Source organism: Planococcus sp. CPCC 101016 (genome assembly GCF_007859295.1).
Classification (GTDB): Bacteria; Bacillota; Bacilli; order Bacillales_A; family Planococcaceae; genus Planococcus.
The window spans coordinates 866862-886216 of the sequence record NZ_VOHB01000002.1 but is presented as its reverse complement, the minus strand read 5'-3'; the positions used below and the strand labels follow the sequence as shown (position 1 = coordinate 886216).

At 45.7% G+C, this 19355-nt stretch carries 8 protein-coding genes; 1 reads left to right on the top strand and 7 read right to left on the bottom strand.

Annotated elements, in window-relative coordinates; all coding sequences use genetic code 11:
* Positions 1-747 precede the first annotated feature (747 nt).
* The 3 genes from FQV26_RS04165 to FQV26_RS04155 all read right to left on the bottom strand — a co-directional run bounded on the left by FQV26_RS04165 (position 748) and on the right by FQV26_RS04155 (position 11763).
* Positions 748-5007: a S8 family serine peptidase gene (locus tag FQV26_RS04165; RefSeq protein WP_146556104.1), complete on the bottom strand. Its 4260-nt coding sequence runs from the start codon at positions 5005-5007 to the stop codon at positions 748-750.
* A 769-nt stretch (positions 5008-5776) separates the two neighbouring features.
* The gene (locus tag FQV26_RS04160) at positions 5777-9337 is read right to left on the bottom strand and encodes a DUF6359 domain-containing protein (protein WP_261384313.1); all 3561 of its coding nucleotides are present in this window, start codon (positions 9335-9337) and stop codon (positions 5777-5779) included.
* A gap of 254 nt (positions 9338-9591) precedes the next feature.
* Entirely contained in the window at positions 9592-11763 is a 2172-nt protein-coding gene (locus FQV26_RS04155; RefSeq protein WP_146556102.1) for a 5'-nucleotidase C-terminal domain-containing protein, read from the bottom strand.
* Positions 11764-12077: 314 nt separating this feature from the next.
* On the opposite strand from FQV26_RS04155, the gene FQV26_RS04150 reads away from it, so the two are divergent.
* Positions 12078-13232 carry an acyltransferase gene (locus FQV26_RS04150; protein WP_146556101.1) on the top strand — a complete coding sequence of 385 codons (1155 nt, stop codon included), beginning with the start codon at positions 12078-12080 and terminating at the stop codon, positions 13230-13232.
* A gap of 759 nt (positions 13233-13991) precedes the next feature.
* Here FQV26_RS04150 and csaB read toward each other — a convergent pair.
* From csaB to FQV26_RS04130, 4 genes are read right to left on the bottom strand one after another with little or no spacing between them, the layout of a single operon-like run.
* Positions 13992-15125, bottom strand: coding sequence for a polysaccharide pyruvyl transferase CsaB (csaB, locus tag FQV26_RS04145; RefSeq protein ID WP_146556100.1), 1134 nt, complete (start codon positions 15123-15125; stop codon positions 13992-13994).
* Entirely contained in the window at positions 15122-16990 is a 1869-nt protein-coding gene (locus tag FQV26_RS04140; protein WP_146556099.1) for a DUF5693 family protein, read from the bottom strand. The genes csaB and FQV26_RS04140 overlap by 4 nt, the downstream gene beginning before the upstream one ends.
* Before the next feature lie 48 nt (positions 16991-17038).
* On the bottom strand, positions 17039-18598 hold the full coding sequence (locus FQV26_RS04135) for a putative polysaccharide biosynthesis protein (protein ID WP_146556098.1): 1560 nt from the start codon (positions 18596-18598) through the stop codon (positions 17039-17041).
* Complete coding sequence (locus FQV26_RS04130; protein WP_146556097.1) at positions 18598-19332, bottom strand: WecB/TagA/CpsF family glycosyltransferase; 735 nt, start codon at positions 19330-19332, stop codon at positions 18598-18600. Before FQV26_RS04130 ends, FQV26_RS04135 begins: the two co-directional genes overlap by 1 nt.
* Positions 19333-19355: the final 23 nt, after the last annotated feature.

Here is a 19355-nt window from a genome sequence, read left to right as displayed (position 1 = left end):
ATTAAGTCAACTTCATTTTTCCAGTTAATCAACCAAAAGTCCATGGTTCCAAAGCTATCTTATTTGTTATTTTTCTTCGAATTTTTTAGGTAATTCGGGTTTTTAGAGTCTCTCCTTTTTTCCTTTTTATGGATTTTACTTTAGTAGGTTCTATAAGGGCTCGGCAGCGACAGTGCACGTGCCTTAGCTCGGATGGTGAGGGAGTTTTTGAGAGCTTGTAAATCGCTTCGGTCGCTCTGGAGGAGGTTCCCGCAATAAGCCGAACCGCGCTTTGCTTGTCAGTCTTATTGCTCCACCCACTCCGTTGACGCGCCTCAGCTGGACGTTGGTGTTTTATGGGGAATCAATACTTTTATGTTATGAATATGTGGGAGTGGTTCTAAAAGCGCTCGGCCGCGACAGTGCACGTGCCTTCGCTCGGATGGTGAGGAAGTTTTTGAGAGCTTGTAAATCGCTTCGGCCGCTCTGGAGTGGGTTCCCGCAATAAGCCGGACCGCGCTTTGCTTGTCAGTCTTATTGCTCCACCCACTCCGTTGACGCGCCTCAGCTGGGTGATGTTTTATATGCAGATCGATATCTGCATGTTGTAATATTGCAGGATGCGGTTCTAAAATCGCCTGCCTGCAGCGATTTCTCCCCCTCTCATTACTGACTTCCAAATAAAAAAACAGGCAAGCAATCAAAATTCTGATTGCTTGCCTGTTGCTGTTTACAGAAGAAACGTAAAAGTTTCTTCTATATAATGTGTTAGTCCAGCAGCTCCATCTTTTCGAGTGCGCGGTAAAGGACAGCCGCTGTTTCAGCTCGAGTGATTTTTGCTAATGGATCAAAGATGTTGTTATCGCGGCCAGTGATGAGGCCAAGTGCATATGCTTGCTGAACGGATTCGCTTGCGTATGCTTTAATTTTTGCGTTGTCCGCAAATTTGTGTGTTGTGTCCAGGCCTTCAAGCAATGACGCTTCCTGATATTCTACAGCACGCATGATCATCACGGCTGTGTCCTGGCGGGAGATCGGTGCTTTCGGATCGAATTTGTTATTCGGCAATCCGAGAACAATGCCTGCACGGGCAGCGGCTTCGATTTCTTTTGAAGCCCACGTGTTGCTTGGGTCTGCATCTGTGAATGTGCCTTCGTAGTCTTTCAATGGCAATTCAAGTGTACGGACCAGCAAGGCTGCGAATTCAGCGCGTGTCAAATCTGCTTTTGGTGCAAACAGTGTATCCGTCTTCCCTTTGATGATCCCTTGTGAAGCCAGTGCTTCAATTTGGGTTTTTGCCCAATGTGTCTGGATATCGGTAAATGTTACTTTTGTTTCTTTGGTGATGGTGAATTTCTTTTCAGTGACATGGCCGGCTGCATCTGTCACCGACAAGGTGTATTCATTCGCGCCAATTTTCTTGACTGGCACTTTGGTTTTGATGTTTTGGTTAAAGCTTGCTTTGCCGTATGGCTCAGACATTTCTTTTTTGAAGACTTCGCTGCCGTTTACATAAGCTGCGATTTCATCCATATTGTCTTTGACATTGAATGTCACTTCGACTTCAGATGTGTTGGCGCCTACTGTTTTCGGTGCATCCACTAACGTGATGACCGCTGGCGTTGTATCGACCAGGATTTGACGGCGAATTTCCGATTCGTTGCCGAACTCGTCCACTGCTTTGACGGTTACGTATTGAGAGCCGTCTTTCAATGTTACAGTGTGCTTGAAGTTGGTGCCGTCAAATTCTTTCGCTTTGACACCATTGACTGTCAAGGAAACCACTTTCGAATCGTCTTCTACACGACCAGAAACCAGGACTTCTTTTTTATCGTAAATATTCAAGGTTTGCGGTTCTGTAAAGAAGATGACCGGTACTGTTGTTTCATCTTTCGATGCAGCTGTAAGGTTTACTTCTGTTGTATTGCCAGCAATGTCGTAGAAGACCGCTGTCAATTTGTCGCCTGTTTTTACGGGAGCTTCCACTTTGTAAGAAGTGGTTGTTGGTGCAAGAGATTCATCTGCCGGAGTTGTTTCGTTCTCCGTCACTTCTTTGCCGTTGACGAATACTTCCCAACGATCCGCGCCAGCGCCTGAAGCGTTATCCGCAAATTTCGCTACATTTACTGTTTTGCTTGCAGCGTCATAAGTTGCTGCAGCTTCCGGTGCTACCGTGTCCACGATAATCGGGAAAGTGATGGACTGCCATTCTGCATTCGGGTAATCAATGACTGCGCGCAGCTCGATCTGGTAGTTGCCATCTTTCGCTGGCTTGCCGTCAATCATTCCATCCCAGCCGTTAAGCGGGTTGAATGTGTAATATGAAGTGGTTGAATAATGTTTCGTCAGGTTTGAAGCTGTACGGATGGTACGCAATTTCTTGCCCGTTGCATCCAATACATTGACTTCAAATTGCTTGGCGTTTCTGAGCAATGAATAAACAGGTATAGCCATGTCCTGCAGTCCATTGCCGTTCGGTGAAAATGCGAAGCGTTCGGGAACGAATTTGCCGGCGTGTGTACCGCCTGTAATATCATTTCCTTTATCGTCCGCTAATTGCGTGATTCCGTAATAGGAATCTTTTTCCCATGCAAAATCATCAAAGATGCTGGCATCGTCCCATCCGCCGTTAAAGCCGAAGTAAGGAACGACCAATTCTGTGTTGCCAGTCACTTCTTCGTTTTCATCCGTCAAGGTGACAAAACCGTCAACAAAGAATCCGTTTGTGAAAGCTGCATATTCCGGCATGCCTTTAAGTGCTGACACGTCGACCGTTACTGCCACTTCTGCTGTTCCATTTGCCGGTACGGTAACCGTTTTGGGAGCATTTACTGTTACATCTTTTGTTACCACAAATGAACCTGTATTATTTGGTGCAGTAATTACTTTTTCGCCTAATTTTGTAGTGTTGTCTGTTTGAACATTTACATCCACAGCATAAGTTGCCGCTTCGTCAGAGAAGTTTTCAGCTTCCAATGTAAACGTGAATTTATCACCTGCAATTTCTTTTAAGGCCACTTTTGCATCGCCTGTCGCTTTATTCGTCAGCATTACGTCTGTCGATAAAGCATCATGCAATTGCATCAACCCAGCACCTTGACGGCGTGGAGATACAAATTCATCTTTTCTGAATTCCACAGGATCTGCTGTGTTCATCATCAAGTTTTTCGCGAATTGAACGCGCTCACGGCCTTGCAGGCCAAGCTCTTCGATGCGCTGGAACATTAATGCCGTTCCGCCTGAAACGTGAGGAGCCGCCATTGACGTACCGCTCATCAAGCCATACGTATCATCGTTCAAAGTCGAGAAGATATTGCCGCCCGGCGCTGTGATTTCAGGTTTGAAATCAAGGTTCGGCGTTGGTCCCCAAGAAGTAAAGCTGCTCATTTTGCCTTTGCTTGGGTTTGGTGTTTCAAGGAATGCGCCGTCAAATGAAACAGAGACTTTTTTGCCTGCATCCAATTGAGCTTTCATTTCCAAGCCGTCTGCTTGCAACGCTGACATAAATGGAATCTTGATCGCCGGATCTGATGCCATGCTGATCGTGCCAGTCGTGTTGTTGTGAACGATGACGCCGACTGCGCCAGCCGCTTGTGCTGCTAAGCCTTTTTCAACAAAGCCAATTTCGCCGCGTGACACCAATGCAAATTTACCAGCCATTTTCTTGCCTGTGTAATCAGATGGTTTCCCGAGGCCTGCGTACACGACTTCGTAGCTTTCATTTGGCAAATTCTCAGGGTCTGCATCATTGGCCAGCAAATACATGCCGCGTCCGGCTTGTGCGCCGTCCACTTGGTAAGCAAAGCTCTTCGCCGTAATGATGTCGTTTTCAAATGACGCTACGCCAAATGAATCGATTGACGTGCTTGGTGATCCTGTCAACCCGTAATCCTGGTTGTCTGGAAGCGGATACGCATAACCCGATCCGAACATATCTGAGTTCCCTGCAGAAATGGAAACCAGGATGCCGTTGTTCGTCGCTCTTTCAACTGCTTTTTGTTCAGGGTTTGAGGAATCCACAAATCCTGCAGTTGAGCCTAAAGACATATTGATGACGTCTGCACCCAATTTGATCGAATCATCGATCGCTTTGATGTAGATATCGCCGTAAGTCGACGGGTAAAGCGGGTCGTTGCCGAATACTTTCAGCGCTAATAGCTGCGCTTCCGGTGCAACCCCTTTAATGCCGCCGTTTTCTTCGTTTCCATTAGCGCCTACTGTTCCGGCAACGTGCATGCCGTGCATAGATACTTCTGGTCCAAGGTCAAGAATTTCTTCGTTGCCGTCCATGTAGTTGTAGCCGAATGGCACTTTCGGAGTGAAGAATTTACCGTTTTCTATAGACTTGTCAGCAACCAGCGCCGCTACATCGGATTTCGTGATGTCGCCCGTTGTGTTGTCTGTCAAGACCATGTCTTTGTGGCTTGGGTCGATTCCTGTGTCAATGACACCGACAACCAATCCTTCGCCGCGGTAGCCGTAATCTGTCCAAGCTTGTTGCGCCTGAACCAATTCTTTCGAGTATTTCATTTCCGGCTGAGCTTCAGGACGCTGATACTCAGTCGACTCATAGACCGCTTTGACACCGTTCAATTTCGCGATGTCCTCAACTTGGCCCGCTTCGACTTCAGCGGAGAATCCGTTGAACACCGTCGTGAAGTTTTCAAGGTATGTAATGCGTGGAGCAATTGAAGCGATTGACAGCTGAACGGATTCCTGACCCGTTACGACTGCAGCTTCCAATGTTTCCTTTTGTTTTTCAGGTAAGTTTTTGTAAAGCACGCCTTTTTCGGTAGCGTTTTCAATCGCCGGTGCTTTTTCAAGCTCGATGATCACACGTACTTCTTTTTCCGGGTCTTCTGGGTTAACGAATTTCTCCGGTACTTCCAGTTCCCCTTTTTTCAATTCCACGTTCGGTACAGTTGATGAATTCACGGCTGCCGAGACCCCGGTGAGGCCAAAAACAGCTGAGCTGAATGTCATCATGAAGACCATCACCAGCAATAAAATCGGTTTTAACTTGGTCAATTCTTTTCCCCCTTCGATTCTAATTCGCAATTATAGAGAATTTTTATAATTGCACAACAACTTAAATTTACCATATTTTTTCATTCATGCAAATCTTAATTGGGTGATTTTTCATGTAATTGGGTGTTATTTAAGAGTTTTTTACTAGATAACCCTTGATATTATTTAGTTTGTCGAATTAAAAAAATATTTTTTGAAAACTAAAATTATATAGAGAATAATCGTTTTGGAAAGAGAATTCGCTGCAGACGGACGCTTTCCTGCGGGCGAAGCGCTGAGCCTCCTCGTCGCAAGCTCCTGCGGGGTCTCATCACTCCGCTTTCCCGCGGGAGTCGCCGCCTTTCGCTCTTTCTTTAAGTTTCATCTATTAATAAAATGTGAAATAAGAGATCACTATATTAAGTCTAAAAGAATGAGATAGAACTTTTTTTTCATTCTTCCTCTCATTTAATACCTCAGCAAAGGCGCGTGCACTATCGCTGCCGAGCGGCTTTAGAACCGCTCCCTACTTATTGCAGTATGCAGATATCAATTTGGTTTATAAAAACATCATCCAGCTGAGGTGCGTCAACGGAGTGGGTGGAGCAATAAGACTGACAAGCGAAGCGCGGTCCGGCTTATTGTGGGAACTCACTCCAGAGCGGCCGAAGCGACTTATAGACCCGCATACAATATTGAGATTCTTACTCTCTATCCATTCATTTTTATTTTAAAAAACATAAAAACAGCCCGATCAGAAAATCTGATCGGGCTGCTAGAAAACCTTATTTTATTTAGCTACGAATGGACGGAAGAGTGAGAACATCTTCGCTGTTTCTTCGCGTGTCGTGTACTTGGCTGGCATGTATTTGCCGTTGTAGCCTTCTACAATTTCCAAGTCGTAAAGCATCGTGATGGCTTCTTTTGTTTCTTTGTTGAATTTGCCGTAATCGCTGAATGGTGCGTAATTGTCGACTTGATACTCTTCGTTCTCCAATTCGTACACGCGGTTCAGCATCAATGCAAACTGGGCACGGGTGATGTAATCTAGCGGCTTGAAGTTCGTTGCCGTCACTCCGTTGATGATGCCCGCTTGATAGGCTGCATTGATTTCATTGCGGTGAATTGGTGGAATGTTTGAGATATCCGTAAATGGCGATTTCTCAGTTCCTTTGATTTCCAATTCCATGATGCGTGTCAGGATCGTTACCGCCTGCATACGCGTCAAGTTTTCTTTTGGTGCATAGATTTTTTCGGATTTCCCTTTGATCAAGTCTCTGTTAAACAAATCTTTAATGTATGGGTATGACCAAGCTTTGTCACTGACATCCGTGAATGGGAATTTCTTCTCTGGAACTTCTGGCACTTCCGGAGTTGCATCTTTTTCAAATGCGATTTGTGCCAGCAATGGATCGTGATCCGATGCACGGCCGTGCTCTTCCATAAACATCGCATTGATATGGACCATGTCCAATTCCGTGCGGTCTGCCAGGTTATTGGTTACCAAGAGGTGGTCAAGAACCTGTGAGTTGCCTTGGTAATAATAAGAGAAACGGTCTTCTAACGGCACGTCTTCGACTTTATTCGTCAGAATATCGCCTTTCAATGCGGCAAGAGCTGGTGTAAATTCAAAATCGTTCATGTCGCCTGCAACGATGACGTTGAGGTCTGGATCTTGCTCAAGTCCTTCTTCGATAAAGCCGTTGATGGCTTTTGCCAGCTCGATGCGCTCTGCTTCAGAGCCAAGAAGCGGCGGCTGGTTTTTGCCGAATAGTGGCTGATCTCCGCCTTTAGAGTTCAGGTGGGCGCCGATGACGACGACTTGTTCACCTTGGAATTCGAATTGTGCAGCGATCGGTTTGCGTGTGTTCGGCATCGGGATTGGCTGGACGCGTCCTGGATTCAAGGCAAGTTCGCCGTCGATCCATGAGTTGTCTTGTGTGGCCGTTCCTTTTGTTCCTTCTGAAAGGCTTACGCGCTCAGGGTTGTAAAGATAGCCGACGCGGATATTCCCGCCTGGCTGTCCGCCGTCTTTGTTGTATTCAGGGGCAATGTCCGTCCAAGCATAAGTTGGGCCGCCTGCTGCTTTGATGCCGTTGATCAAGCGTTCGTAACTTGCCGTTGCGTCACTGTTGCCTGAAGTGATTGGACCATCGCTGTCCTGCACTTCGACCATCACAATAACGTCCGGTGAGTTTAAGTCGTTCACAAATGATTCTGCGATGCGCTGTGCTTTTGCATCAGAAGTATGGCTTGGGTCTGCAGAGAAGTTCTCTACATTGTAAGCAGCCACTGTCAATTTGTCTTCTTCGTTGACGATCCACGTTTGTTCCGGCTCCGTTCCGCCGTCTACAAGTTCAGGGATGTCGCTTTCTTCTGCCCACAGTTTGTAATTGCCAAAGCCGTAGCCTAAAACGCCAACTGGGGTTCCGTTAAAAGTATCTCCGGCTTTCGCGACATAGTTCTCGTTATCGAAATCAAGGATGATGCGTTCAGGGTTGTAGTCGTCTTCCGCAATCAAGATTCCGCCTTGTTTATGGAAATCGTTATTGGTTGCGTTTTTCGAAACGACGATGACTTCACCGTAATTCTGCGGTCCAACAACTTGTGCATCCGCTACTCCAACGCGCATCAACTCCAATGATTCCCAGAAGTCGATACCGTTTTCTTCGGGATTGAATTCCGTTAATCCGTCATTGTCGATAATTTTCGTAGGCGGGGACACATCTTCACCGATAATGATCGGCTCCGGAAGTGGTGCAGTTCCTGTCTTGACTGCTTCTGTTGCACGGATGCGTGTAATCGGCAAATCATTTTGCCTCATGTCCGAATAGCCTTCCTGGAAATGCTCTTCCACTGTACCGCTGACCGTTACCAGGTCACCGACTTGCAGTCCGTTGGAAGCTTTATTGACCATGATTGCTTCTGAAGTGGTCAAGTCATTATCCGGCTCGGTATCCTGAATAACAAAGTTTGCTGAGTTGTAAAGGTGTGTAACAACGCCAACGATTTCATTGACGGCTACGCCTTCGTAATCTGAATAATGGTCATATCCCTGAAGATCACGAATTCTCAAATCCGCAGTTTTCAGGACGGTGTAATTGAATGTAAATATTTCAGATGTTTCGTCAGCGACCGCAATGGCTTTGATCACTGTGTCTTCTGTCAAAACAATTGGTGCTGTGTATTCTGTGCTTGCAGCTGTTGGTGCTGAGCCGTCAAGCGTGTAGTAGATGCTGGCATTTTCCCAGCCTGAAGCCAAGGTGATTTCAGCATTTTCCGAAACGACGCCCGGGAAAGTGTCTGTGTAGACTGCTGGTTTGTTGACAAGTTCAAAGCTTTCGAAGCCAAGTGTTTTCACTTGATAAGAGCTATTGAATTTCGAAGCGATTCCGTTTACATGAATCAAATCGCCTTCTTTGTATTGCTTCGTAAACTGATCAAATGTCAGTCCGTTGCGGTTATCGTTGCGAATAGTGATTGCTTCGCCATTTTCAGCCTTTGCCGAAAACTCGAACGTTCCGTAATCGTTTACGGATTTTAATCCCGTGATGGTGACGTTCTGCAGTTCAACGCGCTCGCCTTGTGTGTCTTCATTGACACCTGCTGGCGTTACGGTCTGGACTGCAGGCAGTTCATTGTCCGAAGACAAAACTTCCATTGTATTCGGCTGAAGCTGCAATTCGCCGCTGTATTCAGAAACTGTACCTGTCAACCGGACGATGTCTCCCGGTGCAACGGCTGCGCTGGATGTATAAACATAGATTCCAGCTGTTCCGTCTTGTGCGTAAAATGCGTTTCCGCCCCAGAATCCTGTTCCGGTTGTAACCGTTGCTTCAACTTGGATCAGTTCGCCCGCCATTGTGCGTGCTTCTGCCAATGAATCAACGACAGTTGCTTCGGGTGGCGCTTCGCCTTCAAATACTATTGTAAAAGCAGTTGGTGATTTAAGGCCTGGAACTTGGAAATAGGCTTCCAAATTTCCTGTAATCGTTACTTCCGCTCTAAAGTTTGTTGGGTTGTCTACCAAGTTCAAGCCTGCACGAACAGATCCTGATGGCAATTGGACAGGTAGAATCTTCGTTGGATCTGTTTCATCCGGAGAATCGGCAAGGCCAAGATTGGTGGCAACTGTAAAAGGTGCTGTCTGATCGTAACTGCTTCCACTGCTGGCTGTTCCTACAACAAAGCCTTTCACTGTTGCTGAGCCCGAGTTATTGGCAATCGCGTCAGCCACCGTAATCGGTTCTGCAGCATTTGCCGACGTTGCCGTATATGGCAGCACCACAGACAAAGCCAAGACAAGGCTTAAAAGAATTTTACTGAATACATGTCTGGACAAATTCTTCACTCCTGTTTCGTATTTTTGATGCATTTTTATTATACGCGAAAACTGGAAGCGCTTTATATATTTTTTGTAAATTTTCTATCAATTTCCTTATAAAATTTTAACAAATGTAAAATATTCACTGTTCTTTTGAATAGCTTAGCTTTGGTAACTGACTTCGCTGAAAAATAATACGTGCAGGCTCAGTCGCATTTGTATAGATGTGATAGAAAAAACCCTTTACTGCCAAGCTGGCCAGTAAAGGGTTGAGGTCATACTTATTTCGTTGTATGCGGTGCAAACAATGAAAGCATCTTAGCCGTTTCTTCACGTGATGTGAATTTAGACGGCATGAATTTGCCGTTGTAGCCTTCGACAATTCCAAGATCATCTAAAAGCGTGATGGCTTCTTTTGTTTCAGCAGTGTGTTTGCCATAATCGGAATACTTAGCGTATTCGTCAACTGTGTAATCGCCGTTCACTTTTTCATAGACGCGGTTCAACAGCAAGGCAAAATGCGCACGGGAGATTTTTTCTCTCGGGTTGAATTTCGTTGCTGTCTTCCCTGTGATATAGCCTTCAGCAAATACAGCATTGATTTCTTGCTGGCGAGCTGTTGGAAGATCCGAAATATCAGTAAATGGCGAAGCTGAAGCTTCAGCAGATTCCAGACCCATTAAGCGATAGATAAGTGTCGCAGCTTCCCAGCGCGTCAATTCACGTGTTGGTGAGAAAGTATCCAGCGCTGTCCCGTTGATCAAGCCTCTGTGGAAAGCATCTTTCACATACGGATACGACCAGCGATTCATGGTCATGTCTTTGAATGGAATCGTTGGGTTGATGCGGTTTTCAAGTTCTGGTTTTACAGTTTCCAATGAAGCAATGTAGTCGATGAACATTTGATAGTCGATGTTTCCAGGCTCACTGACACGGCCATCTTTATAAGCTGCTTCGAATGATGTAAACCCGTCGCCGCCTTTAGCTGTGAATGTGTTGGTAGCCACTTTGTACGTTCTGTTTTCCTCAAGTGCCGCACGGACATTGCCCGTTACCACATTGACCGATGTCACGCGTGATCCTGCCGGTTTTGACTGATCAAACGAGAATTCCAATCCTGAAACGTGCAGGAAACCGCCGTTTTCAGCCGGGAACTGACGAACGCTGTGTTCAAGTGCTGTCTTCAGCTCGGCACCTGTCAAGTTCATAATCGCCAATGCGTTGCCGAATGGCATAGTTGTCAAAACTTCTCCAACTGTGATATCGCCAACGTTGATCGATGCACGAATACCGCCGCCGTTTTGAACAGCAATGACTGTGTTTGGATCAATTGTTTTTGCTGTCGCAAGCATGCCGTCAGTAATCAAGTTGCCAAGATTTGTTTCAGAAGTACGGACCCCACCTTCATTGCGTCCGCCATTCAGAAAGACTTCAGCGGTAGCGCCCGTTGACTGGTTCTTCACTTCTTCAACATCTGCTGCATATGGTGCAAGAAGTTCAGCAGCTTCTGCATCTGCAACGATGCCTTCTGCGTTGACGTCATGCAATTTACCTGTATGCGAAGTGATGACGCCTTCTGCGTTGAATGTTACATCCAATTGACCCAGGAATTTATTGTATTCGTTTGCCTGTACGATCACTGTCGGGTCTGTGTTTCCATCAAAGACAAATGGTGTTTCCAGTTTTGCATGGGTGTGCCCCCCGACAATAACGTCAATGCCTTCAACCGCTTCTGCAAGCAAGCGATCGTTATCGAATTCAGCTGAATCGTCAAAGCCGATATGCGTCAACGCAACGATTTTGTTGATGCCTTCTGCTTCAAATGCTTCAACGGCTTCCTGTGCTGCTTCGATATAATTGGAGAAAGTGATTTCTCCCGGACTTGAAATAGAAGCTGTTTCTGCCGTAGTCAATCCGAAAATCCCGACTTTTTCGCCGTCAATTTCCTTGATCACACCATTGTAGATTTCGCCGTTATTGTAATCGGCTGTATAAACTTTGTTTTGGTAGCCAGCCATAATCTCATCACCGGCAAAATCGACGTTTGCTGCGACGAATGGAAATTCTGCACCTTCAACAAAATCAGCAAGAGACTGATGGCCGCGTTCGCTTGATCCTAAATCAAATTCATGGTTCCCGAAAGTCATGGCATCATATTTCATCAAATTCATGAATGGCAAATCCGCCTGCCCTTCAAACGTATTGAAGTACAGCGTTCCAGAAAAAACATCCCCTGCATCAAGCAATAAATTATTCGGTTTTTCTGCGCGAATCTGCTTCACGAGTGTTGCGCGGTTTGCAATTTTGTCCAAATTCGCATGCGTATCGTTCGTGTGCATGATCGTCAGTTCAAAATCCCCTTCTGCTGCTTCTGCTGTTGCAGGCGACTGAGCACCCACTACACTTGCAGTTAACGCAACCGCAACTGCTGATTTAAACATTTTTCCTTTCATCCGACACCATCCTTTAATTTTTTTGAACCGTCGCGCCCAAAAACTGCATGGATATTATGACCTAGTTAAATGGAAGTGCAAATTCAGGAAAAACATCCATTTTCCGAGCGACCTCATTCATTTTCAGTGTAGCATGTCGAAATTTTTTCAACAATAGCAAAATTATAACTAAAGCAATTTCATCACATTCTCTTTACAAACTTTACGAAAAAATAATGTATGCATTCCGTTAAGCTATAGTGTCGAGAAACATGGTACCATAGTAATGGTGCTTTTTTAAAACAGCTCATATTATGCAGAAAGAACGGTGAATTATGAATCCACTAAACAGAAAGCATTTGAATGAGGTTCAATACGCTCGGGTTCTTGCCCTCTTTGGAGTATTTGCGGTGCATTCGTCTTCCACCGGCGCCGTTTCAACTAATACGGACTCCTTCCCCTTCATCATTTATAATTTCTTTAATATTGCCGGGAAAATCGGAACACCTGTCTTTATTTTCCTGAGCAGCTTTGTGCTCTTTTATACATATTACCACCGGGATCTGACGGTTCAATTGCTGCAGAAATTCTATAAGAAACGCCTCCTGTACATTTTGGTTCCCTATATCGTCTTTTCTGCTTTCTATTTTTTTCTTAAGGCCTATCTGAACAACAATTTTGCGGACATTCCCATGTTGTTTGAGAATTTTATGGGGGCCCTGGCAACAGGCAAAGCACATACTCATCTGTATTTTGTCTTTGTCAGTGTGCAGTTCTACCTGATGTTTCCGTTCCTTTTATACCTGTTCAAAAAGTTTGCCTTTATTCGAAGATACGCGATTCCGCTCGGCTTTGTTATCCAATGGTCTTGGGTGCTGTTGAATTCTGCTTATTTGCAGGTGCCATCTAAAGCTTCTGTGGCTTTGACGTATATCATGTTCTATTTCTTTGGCGCCTTCCTTGGCATCTATTATGAAAAAGTCGCCGCTTGGATTGGCAATTGGCGGAAGGTATGGCCTGTCATTGCATTGATTGTGGCGGCGTATCTCTATATGATTTATTTCTATGTCGGCATCTATTATGATATCCGAACCGACCAATGGACGGGCAACAGCAAATGGATCGAGTTTGGCTGGAGCATGCATGCCCTCCTGGCAGCCGCGGTGATTTTCATTTTCGTCCATTTCCTGGAGACCTGGAATCTGCCGCGCATTAAAAAATTCATGTTTGAAATTGGAGCTGTGTCGTTCGGCATGTACTTGATCCATCCATTTTTCCTAATGATTTTAAGAGCGCTGGTATCAAGCGGCGAACCGATCATCTTCCATACATGGCAGCTGATCACGCTGTTGATTACGTTCTTCAGCAGTTGGCTGGTCGTCCGCCTGTTCTTCGAGTTTGTGCCGCATAGCTGGATTTTCTTCGGCCAAGGCAACCGGGTGTGGAATAAAGCCCGGAAAGCGAAAGAGACAGAAGAAGCAAAAGTATAGCAAGTGAGAGGCATCCCTTTTGAGGGGTGTCTTTTTTTTGATTTTGTATTTTTTTGTAATGAAGTAGTTTTTTGGGGGTTCTATAAGCGCTTCGCCTGCTTTGGAGAGGACTCCCGCCATAAGGCAGACTGCCCTTCGCTTGCCAGTCTTACGGCTCCGTCCCCTCCGTTGACGCAGCTCAGCTGGGTGTTGGGTTAGTAGTTAGAGTTTATACTTGTGTTTCTTGATACTTAGAGGCGGTTCTGGAATCGCTTGGCGGCGGTGGAGCACGCGCCTTCGCTGGAAATAACGAAGTAGTTTTCGTGTGGTTTTACAAGCGCTTCGCCTGCTTTGGAGGGGACTCCCGCCATAAGCCAGGCTTGCGCTTCGCTTGCCAGTCTTACGGCTCCGTCCCCTCCGTTGACGCAGCTCAGCTGGGTGTTGGGTTAGTTAAAGAGTATTCCTACTTGTGTCTGGTAGGTAAGGTAAGTCGGTTTTGGAATTGCTTGGCGCGATGGGGCACGCGCCTTCGCTTAGTGTAAAGGAGGCTGTGCAAAATGTTTTGTTTTCTGTAGAATGATTTCACGCTTCCTTTGTTGATATGAATTTTTATATATCATTATTCAAAAGAAAGAGCGAAAGGCGGCGACTAATTTAACTGAAGGTTTAACGTTCTCCTTGCTCTTCGATTGATTTTTTCACCTTCTCATAAGTTCCTTGCTCTTTAATATAAAAACAGGCTGTCTAAAAGGTGGGTACCCTTTTAGACAGCCTGTTTGATTAGCGGATTTTTTCTTTTGGTTTTGCTGAGTATGCCAGTGGTGCTGGGCTGGCAGATGAAGATTCAATGGAATTGATGACTGCGCGAGCTGTTTCGTTGGCGCTTTTCTGGAGAGGTGTGACCTCTTTTTTTATTTTTTCCATCTCATTCGGATAGTCGGTAAAGATATTCTCGATGGCTTTCACCAAATCGGCTTGGTCCCAATCTTTCGTCTCGACGTGGCCGAGAACGGGTTGGCCGACGATTTCTGCGAAAGAGTCGATTTTCGGATCGTATGACAAAGCTACAAAAGGCGTATAGCCGACAGCTGCAAAGATCAAGGCGTGCAGGCGCATGCCAAACAGAACATCTGACTCTTTGATAATGGCCATTTTCTCTTGGATTGTGCTGTCGTGTGGTGCAACATATGCCTTGGTTTTCATCATCTCTTCAACTTGTTGGGAGGTTTTGAAATCGTGTTTGCCGTGCATCGGAACAAAGACGATTTCGTACCCTTTATTTACTAATTGATCAAGTCCAGCTGCGATTTCATGGAAGGCATAAACGTCGTTGGCCCAGTCACGGACCGATACGCTGATGACTTTGTTCTGGAAGTTCTGCTGCTGGAGCCAGCTGCTGTGAAAATCGCTGGCATCGAGGCCCATCACTGGATCCGGCACCAGGTCAATTTGAGAACGAACGCCGATTTTCTCCAAAAGCTGTTTAGACTGCTGATCGCGCACCGTCAATAGGGTCACTGCGTTCAATACATGCTTGACGATCATTTGATTGACTTTGCTGTTGATGGGCCCCATTCCCTGCGCATAGACGAATACAGGCTTTTTCAATTGCTGGGCAATCTTCATGACACCTGCGTAATAAGGGATGCTTTTCCGTCCGGTTTCATCCTGCAGCAAACTGCCGCCTCCGCTGATTAAACCATCCGAAGATTTGATCGCTGCACGCACTTCTTTCAAACTCCATCTGTTGATGGCTTTGACACGGTAGGTTTCAGCCGTTTTTTCCGGCTTATTTGATAGAACGTAAATTTCGATTCCTGGGTAATACTCTCTTAGGGAATGGATAATGGCGTAGAGAATTGCTTCATCTCCAACATTGTCAAAACCATAATATCCTGATAAAACAACTCTCACTCCTGCCACCTCATTCTGATGATATTGGCCATTTTCTTCCATACTTTTTCATATAGCCAGATTAGGACAAGTCCTATTATAAACCCGAAAACTATACTATAACCACTTCTAAGCAATGAAATCAATAGCGGAATGTGAAGATGAGTAAATGTATTCACTAAGGACAGAAACCCGATGACTCCTGGAATAAGCAAGAAGTAGTATGCTTTCGGATAACTTTTCGCTACATGGAGCGCCAAGATGAATAATGGAAAGCCGATCAGGAATTCTTTTGTTCTTGGTCTTACATATAGAATTTGTTCCAGTAATGATCTGACTTGAAGCTCAATTGAAGATACTTCCCCAGCATTCCCTGTACGGCTGTAGTAATACAAAGCGATGCCCGCTATTACGGCAATGACCACCACATGCCAGTAAATCACATGCATGTTCAAAAGATTTTTGATATTCCCCCAGACTGCATAAAGTGTAATAAACGCAATCGGAACGATATAGATTAATGATACCCCTCGGAACAAGTCGATGCCGAGCAAGTATTGATTGCCGTTCAGCAAGACGACGATCAGCCATATGCCGATGGCTGAAATGCCAAGAGCCTGTACGTAAGATCTGATCAGGTACCATTTTTTCTCCGGTTGTTTCTTCAATAAGACTGCCCAGATTGGCGTGGTGATGGCGATGGCCAAACCGAACGCCTTGAGTACCATGCTTTGTCCGGTCACTAGATAAATAAGGGCAAACACGGTCGAACCGATTAAAGCAGCGAGTGTCAGTTTTTTATTTTTAAAGACTGATTGGGCCGCCAGTGTCAGAAAGGCGATAGAACCGAGCAATGCTACGATGGTTTGCCATAACGGCACGCTATAACTTTCAAAAGTACGCGATTCTCCTCGAACAAAACTGTCTGGCAGAGTTTCATTTACTTCCGCTTGAAGCTCTTGTAGGACAGGCAATGCCTCTTCATATTCCCCCGGGGTTACGTTGAGGAAAAATGCCCGCATATTGCGTTCTTTTGCAGCACGGACAATTTTTTCTGCACTTTCTCCGATATTGCCGTCAGCAACAGCCAGGCTATGGAGACGCACCAGGTTCAGGTCATTGACATAAGCGAGTTGATTTAACCCTTGTTGATTGGCAAACTCGATGCTCATCAAGCCGTAGCCTGCATTTTTCAGCTGGGCGCCGAACTCCTTCAGCCGAACTGGATCGGAAGCCGCTGGAACAGCAACACCGTTAAACAGCACTTTGTTGATGCCGGATTGTTTAATAGAAAGAAGTTCATCGATCATCCGTTCAAGTTGAGCTTCGTCCGAATAGTTGCTGAGCCGCGGCACTACTGTCAGGCCGGCATCGAGAATCGATGCAATAACTTCGGGGTCATAGCCGATTGGTGTCGATAAGATCGTGCTTGCTGCTCCTGGAATGTAGACGTATTCTACACCACTAACAGTGATGGTATATATTTCTTCAAATAGTTCTGCTGTACTTTCTTCGAAATTAAAAGAGCCGTTTGAATGGATAAATAATCCTGGTTGATCAAAAGGATCTTCCAATGAATCTTGCCGCGTCAGTAAAAGATGTTCCCGCATACGGGAGGTACTGACAGCAGTAATCAACCCTTTTCTTTCCAACGAGCTGATGGTATCCGGTTCAAGGCTGACACTTTGGATGCCTGCGTTCTTGAAATCCGCCAGTATCATTTCCGGCGTCAGTTCAGGGTCTTCGATCAGCCAAGGCGTCGTCAGTTTGTAGGGAACAATGGTTTCGATTTTCTTATTCGATTCTTCTATTTGTATGCGCTGGACTACTGATGGAATGGTCAATAGCAAGGCGGCAAGGAGGATTCCGATTAACACTTTCTTCACGTAAGTACACACCCTTAACTTTTCTTGGTTTGGCCTGGATAGCAGGCGTTATTTCTTGGCGATGAATCTATTTATGACAGGAATGCGCTGCAATACGCTTTGGTCCACTGCTTTTGTCACCAGCAATAGGACAAAGTAGATGATGCCGCCGGCTGCTACTGCCGCTCCTACATACAATAGAGCTGCCATTCGGGACAGCTCTTCAAAATCCAATAGGTAACTTGGCAGCCAAATGGCTGCCCCCATGACAAGTGAAGCGAAGATAATTGTACCGGTTTTTTTCGGAAAATAGTTAAACCCTGTATATTTGCGGATGGCAATAGCATTCAAGACAAACAGAATTAAATAGATGACTGCTGTCGAAATGGCTGCGCCTTCCAAACCGTATAAATTGACCAGGACAAAATTTAAAACCAATTTAATCAAAACTCCGATGACGATAATCCAGGCACCGAGACGGGCTTTATTGATCCCCTGCAACACACCTGTACCGAGTACGGTCAAGGAGGTGAACAGCGAACTGAACGATACGATGGCCAGCACTGTACTTCCCTGCAAATCGGTGAACAGGCCTAGATTGATTGGCAAAGTGAGGACGACCAAGCCAACGGCGGCCGGCACCGATAATAAATACGTCAGGAAAAAAGTGCTTTCGATCAATTTAGTCGATCCTATCTTGTCGTTCTGTGCCAATTTCGCTGAAATGGATGGAATCAAGGGCAAAATGACTGAACTTGCAAAAACCGTAACGATTTGAACAAGCGCCAGTCCTCTGCCGTAGATGCCGTAAAGCGAATTGATGTCTTCTGTAGCTTCCCCGTGCATTTTCAGTGCTGTCGGGATCGTAACGGAATCAACCAAGTTTAACAAAGCCATTGTGATTGCACCGATGCAGATGGGAATTGAAATCATCAAAATGTTCTTAGCCGTCGATTTGAAATTCGACAGTTTGTAAGGCAATTGCTTGTCGACTCTCACCGACGAACGGTTATAGAGAATCCGCAGATAGATAAATGAGCCGATTGCCCCGATGATAGAGCCGATCATGATGCCTCCGGCTACCTGCTCATCGCTGTAGAAGCGATTCACCATATACACGGCGATCAGCAAGATCAGGCCGACACGGATAAATTGTTCGATGACTTGAGACACCGCAGTGGGGGTCATGTCTTGATGTCCTTGAAAATAACCGCGATATACAGCCATATAGGGTGCGACCAGCAAGGTGCAGGATACGACGATCAAGGAAAGGCGCGTTGTTTCGCCGCCCAGCACCGCTGCAATTTGGTGGGAAAAGCTGTAGATGACCAGAAAGCTTGTAACTCCGAAAAACAGCGCCAGAATACCGGAAGTAAAAAAGATATTCTTGACTTGCTGCTGGTCGTTTTTGGCCCGGGCTTCCGCAATCAGCTTGGAAATGGCAATCGGGATGCCGGCAACGGACAAGGTCAACGCGACCATATAGATCGGATACACCAAAGTGAAGATTCCCAGCACTTCATCTCCCGCGATATTTTGAAGCGGAATCCGGAATAAGCTGCCGAGTATTTTAGAAAGCAATGCTGCAATTGATAAAATTAATGTACTTTTGATTAAGGTATTTTTCATTACTTGCGTAAAGCCTTTCGTCCGATCACAGTCGCTGCGAATTTAGGCAGCACCAGCATGCGTTTCCATCTGGAAGGCTGTTTGACCAGCCGGTAGAACCATTCCAGGTTCATCTTCTGCCAGAGTTCCGGTGCGCGTTTGACGGTTCCGGAAAAGACATCAAAACTGCCGCCGATGCCGATAAAGATTCCTTTATCGAATTCATCAATATGGGCGCCGATCCATTGTTCCTGCCTCGGGAACCCGAGAGCCACAAAGACGATGTCCGGAGCCGCATTTTTAATCTGCTGCGGCAACAGATGGTCATTCCAGTCAAAAAAGCCGTTATGGCTTCCGGCAACTTTGATGCCTGGGTAGTTCTGTTTGGCTTTCTTAACGGTTTCCTGAAGCACTTCTTCAGCTGCTCCAAGAAAAAAGATGCTGGAGTGGTTTTTGTCTGCCACTTCAAGCAAGTCGAGCATCAAATCGTAGCCGCTGACGCGCTCAGGAAGCGGTTTTCCGACGATTGCAGCCGCTTTGACGATGCCAATGCCGTCGGCTGTTATGTATTGAGCTTTTGCCAATGTCTGTTTATACTGCTCGTCTTCTAAGGAATGCATAACGATTTCCGGGTTGGCTGTAACGACAAATGTCTTTTCCTGTCTTTCGACATGGCCTTGCAAAGTGTTGATAAAATCTGTCTGGGATGTGTTGATGAATGGCACTCCCAGTATGTGGACGAATTTTGAAGTCATGGTTAATCTCCTCTTTAGGGCAA

What these genes read in the sequence shown, in the direction of transcription:
- FQV26_RS04130 (WP_146556097.1), bottom strand. Translation starts at nt 19,332, where the DNA reads ATGACTTCAAAATTCGTCCACATACTGGGAGTGCCATTCATCAACACA.
- FQV26_RS04150 (WP_146556101.1), top strand. Translation starts at nt 12,078, where the DNA reads ATGAATCCACTAAACAGAAAGCATTTGAATGAGGTTCAATACGCTCGG.
- FQV26_RS04135 (WP_146556098.1), bottom strand. Translation starts at nt 18,598, where the DNA reads ATGAAAAATACCTTAATCAAAAGTACATTAATTTTATCAATTGCAGCA.
- FQV26_RS04155 (WP_146556102.1), bottom strand. Translation starts at nt 11,763, where the DNA reads ATGAAAGGAAAAATGTTTAAATCAGCAGTTGCGGTTGCGTTAACTGCA.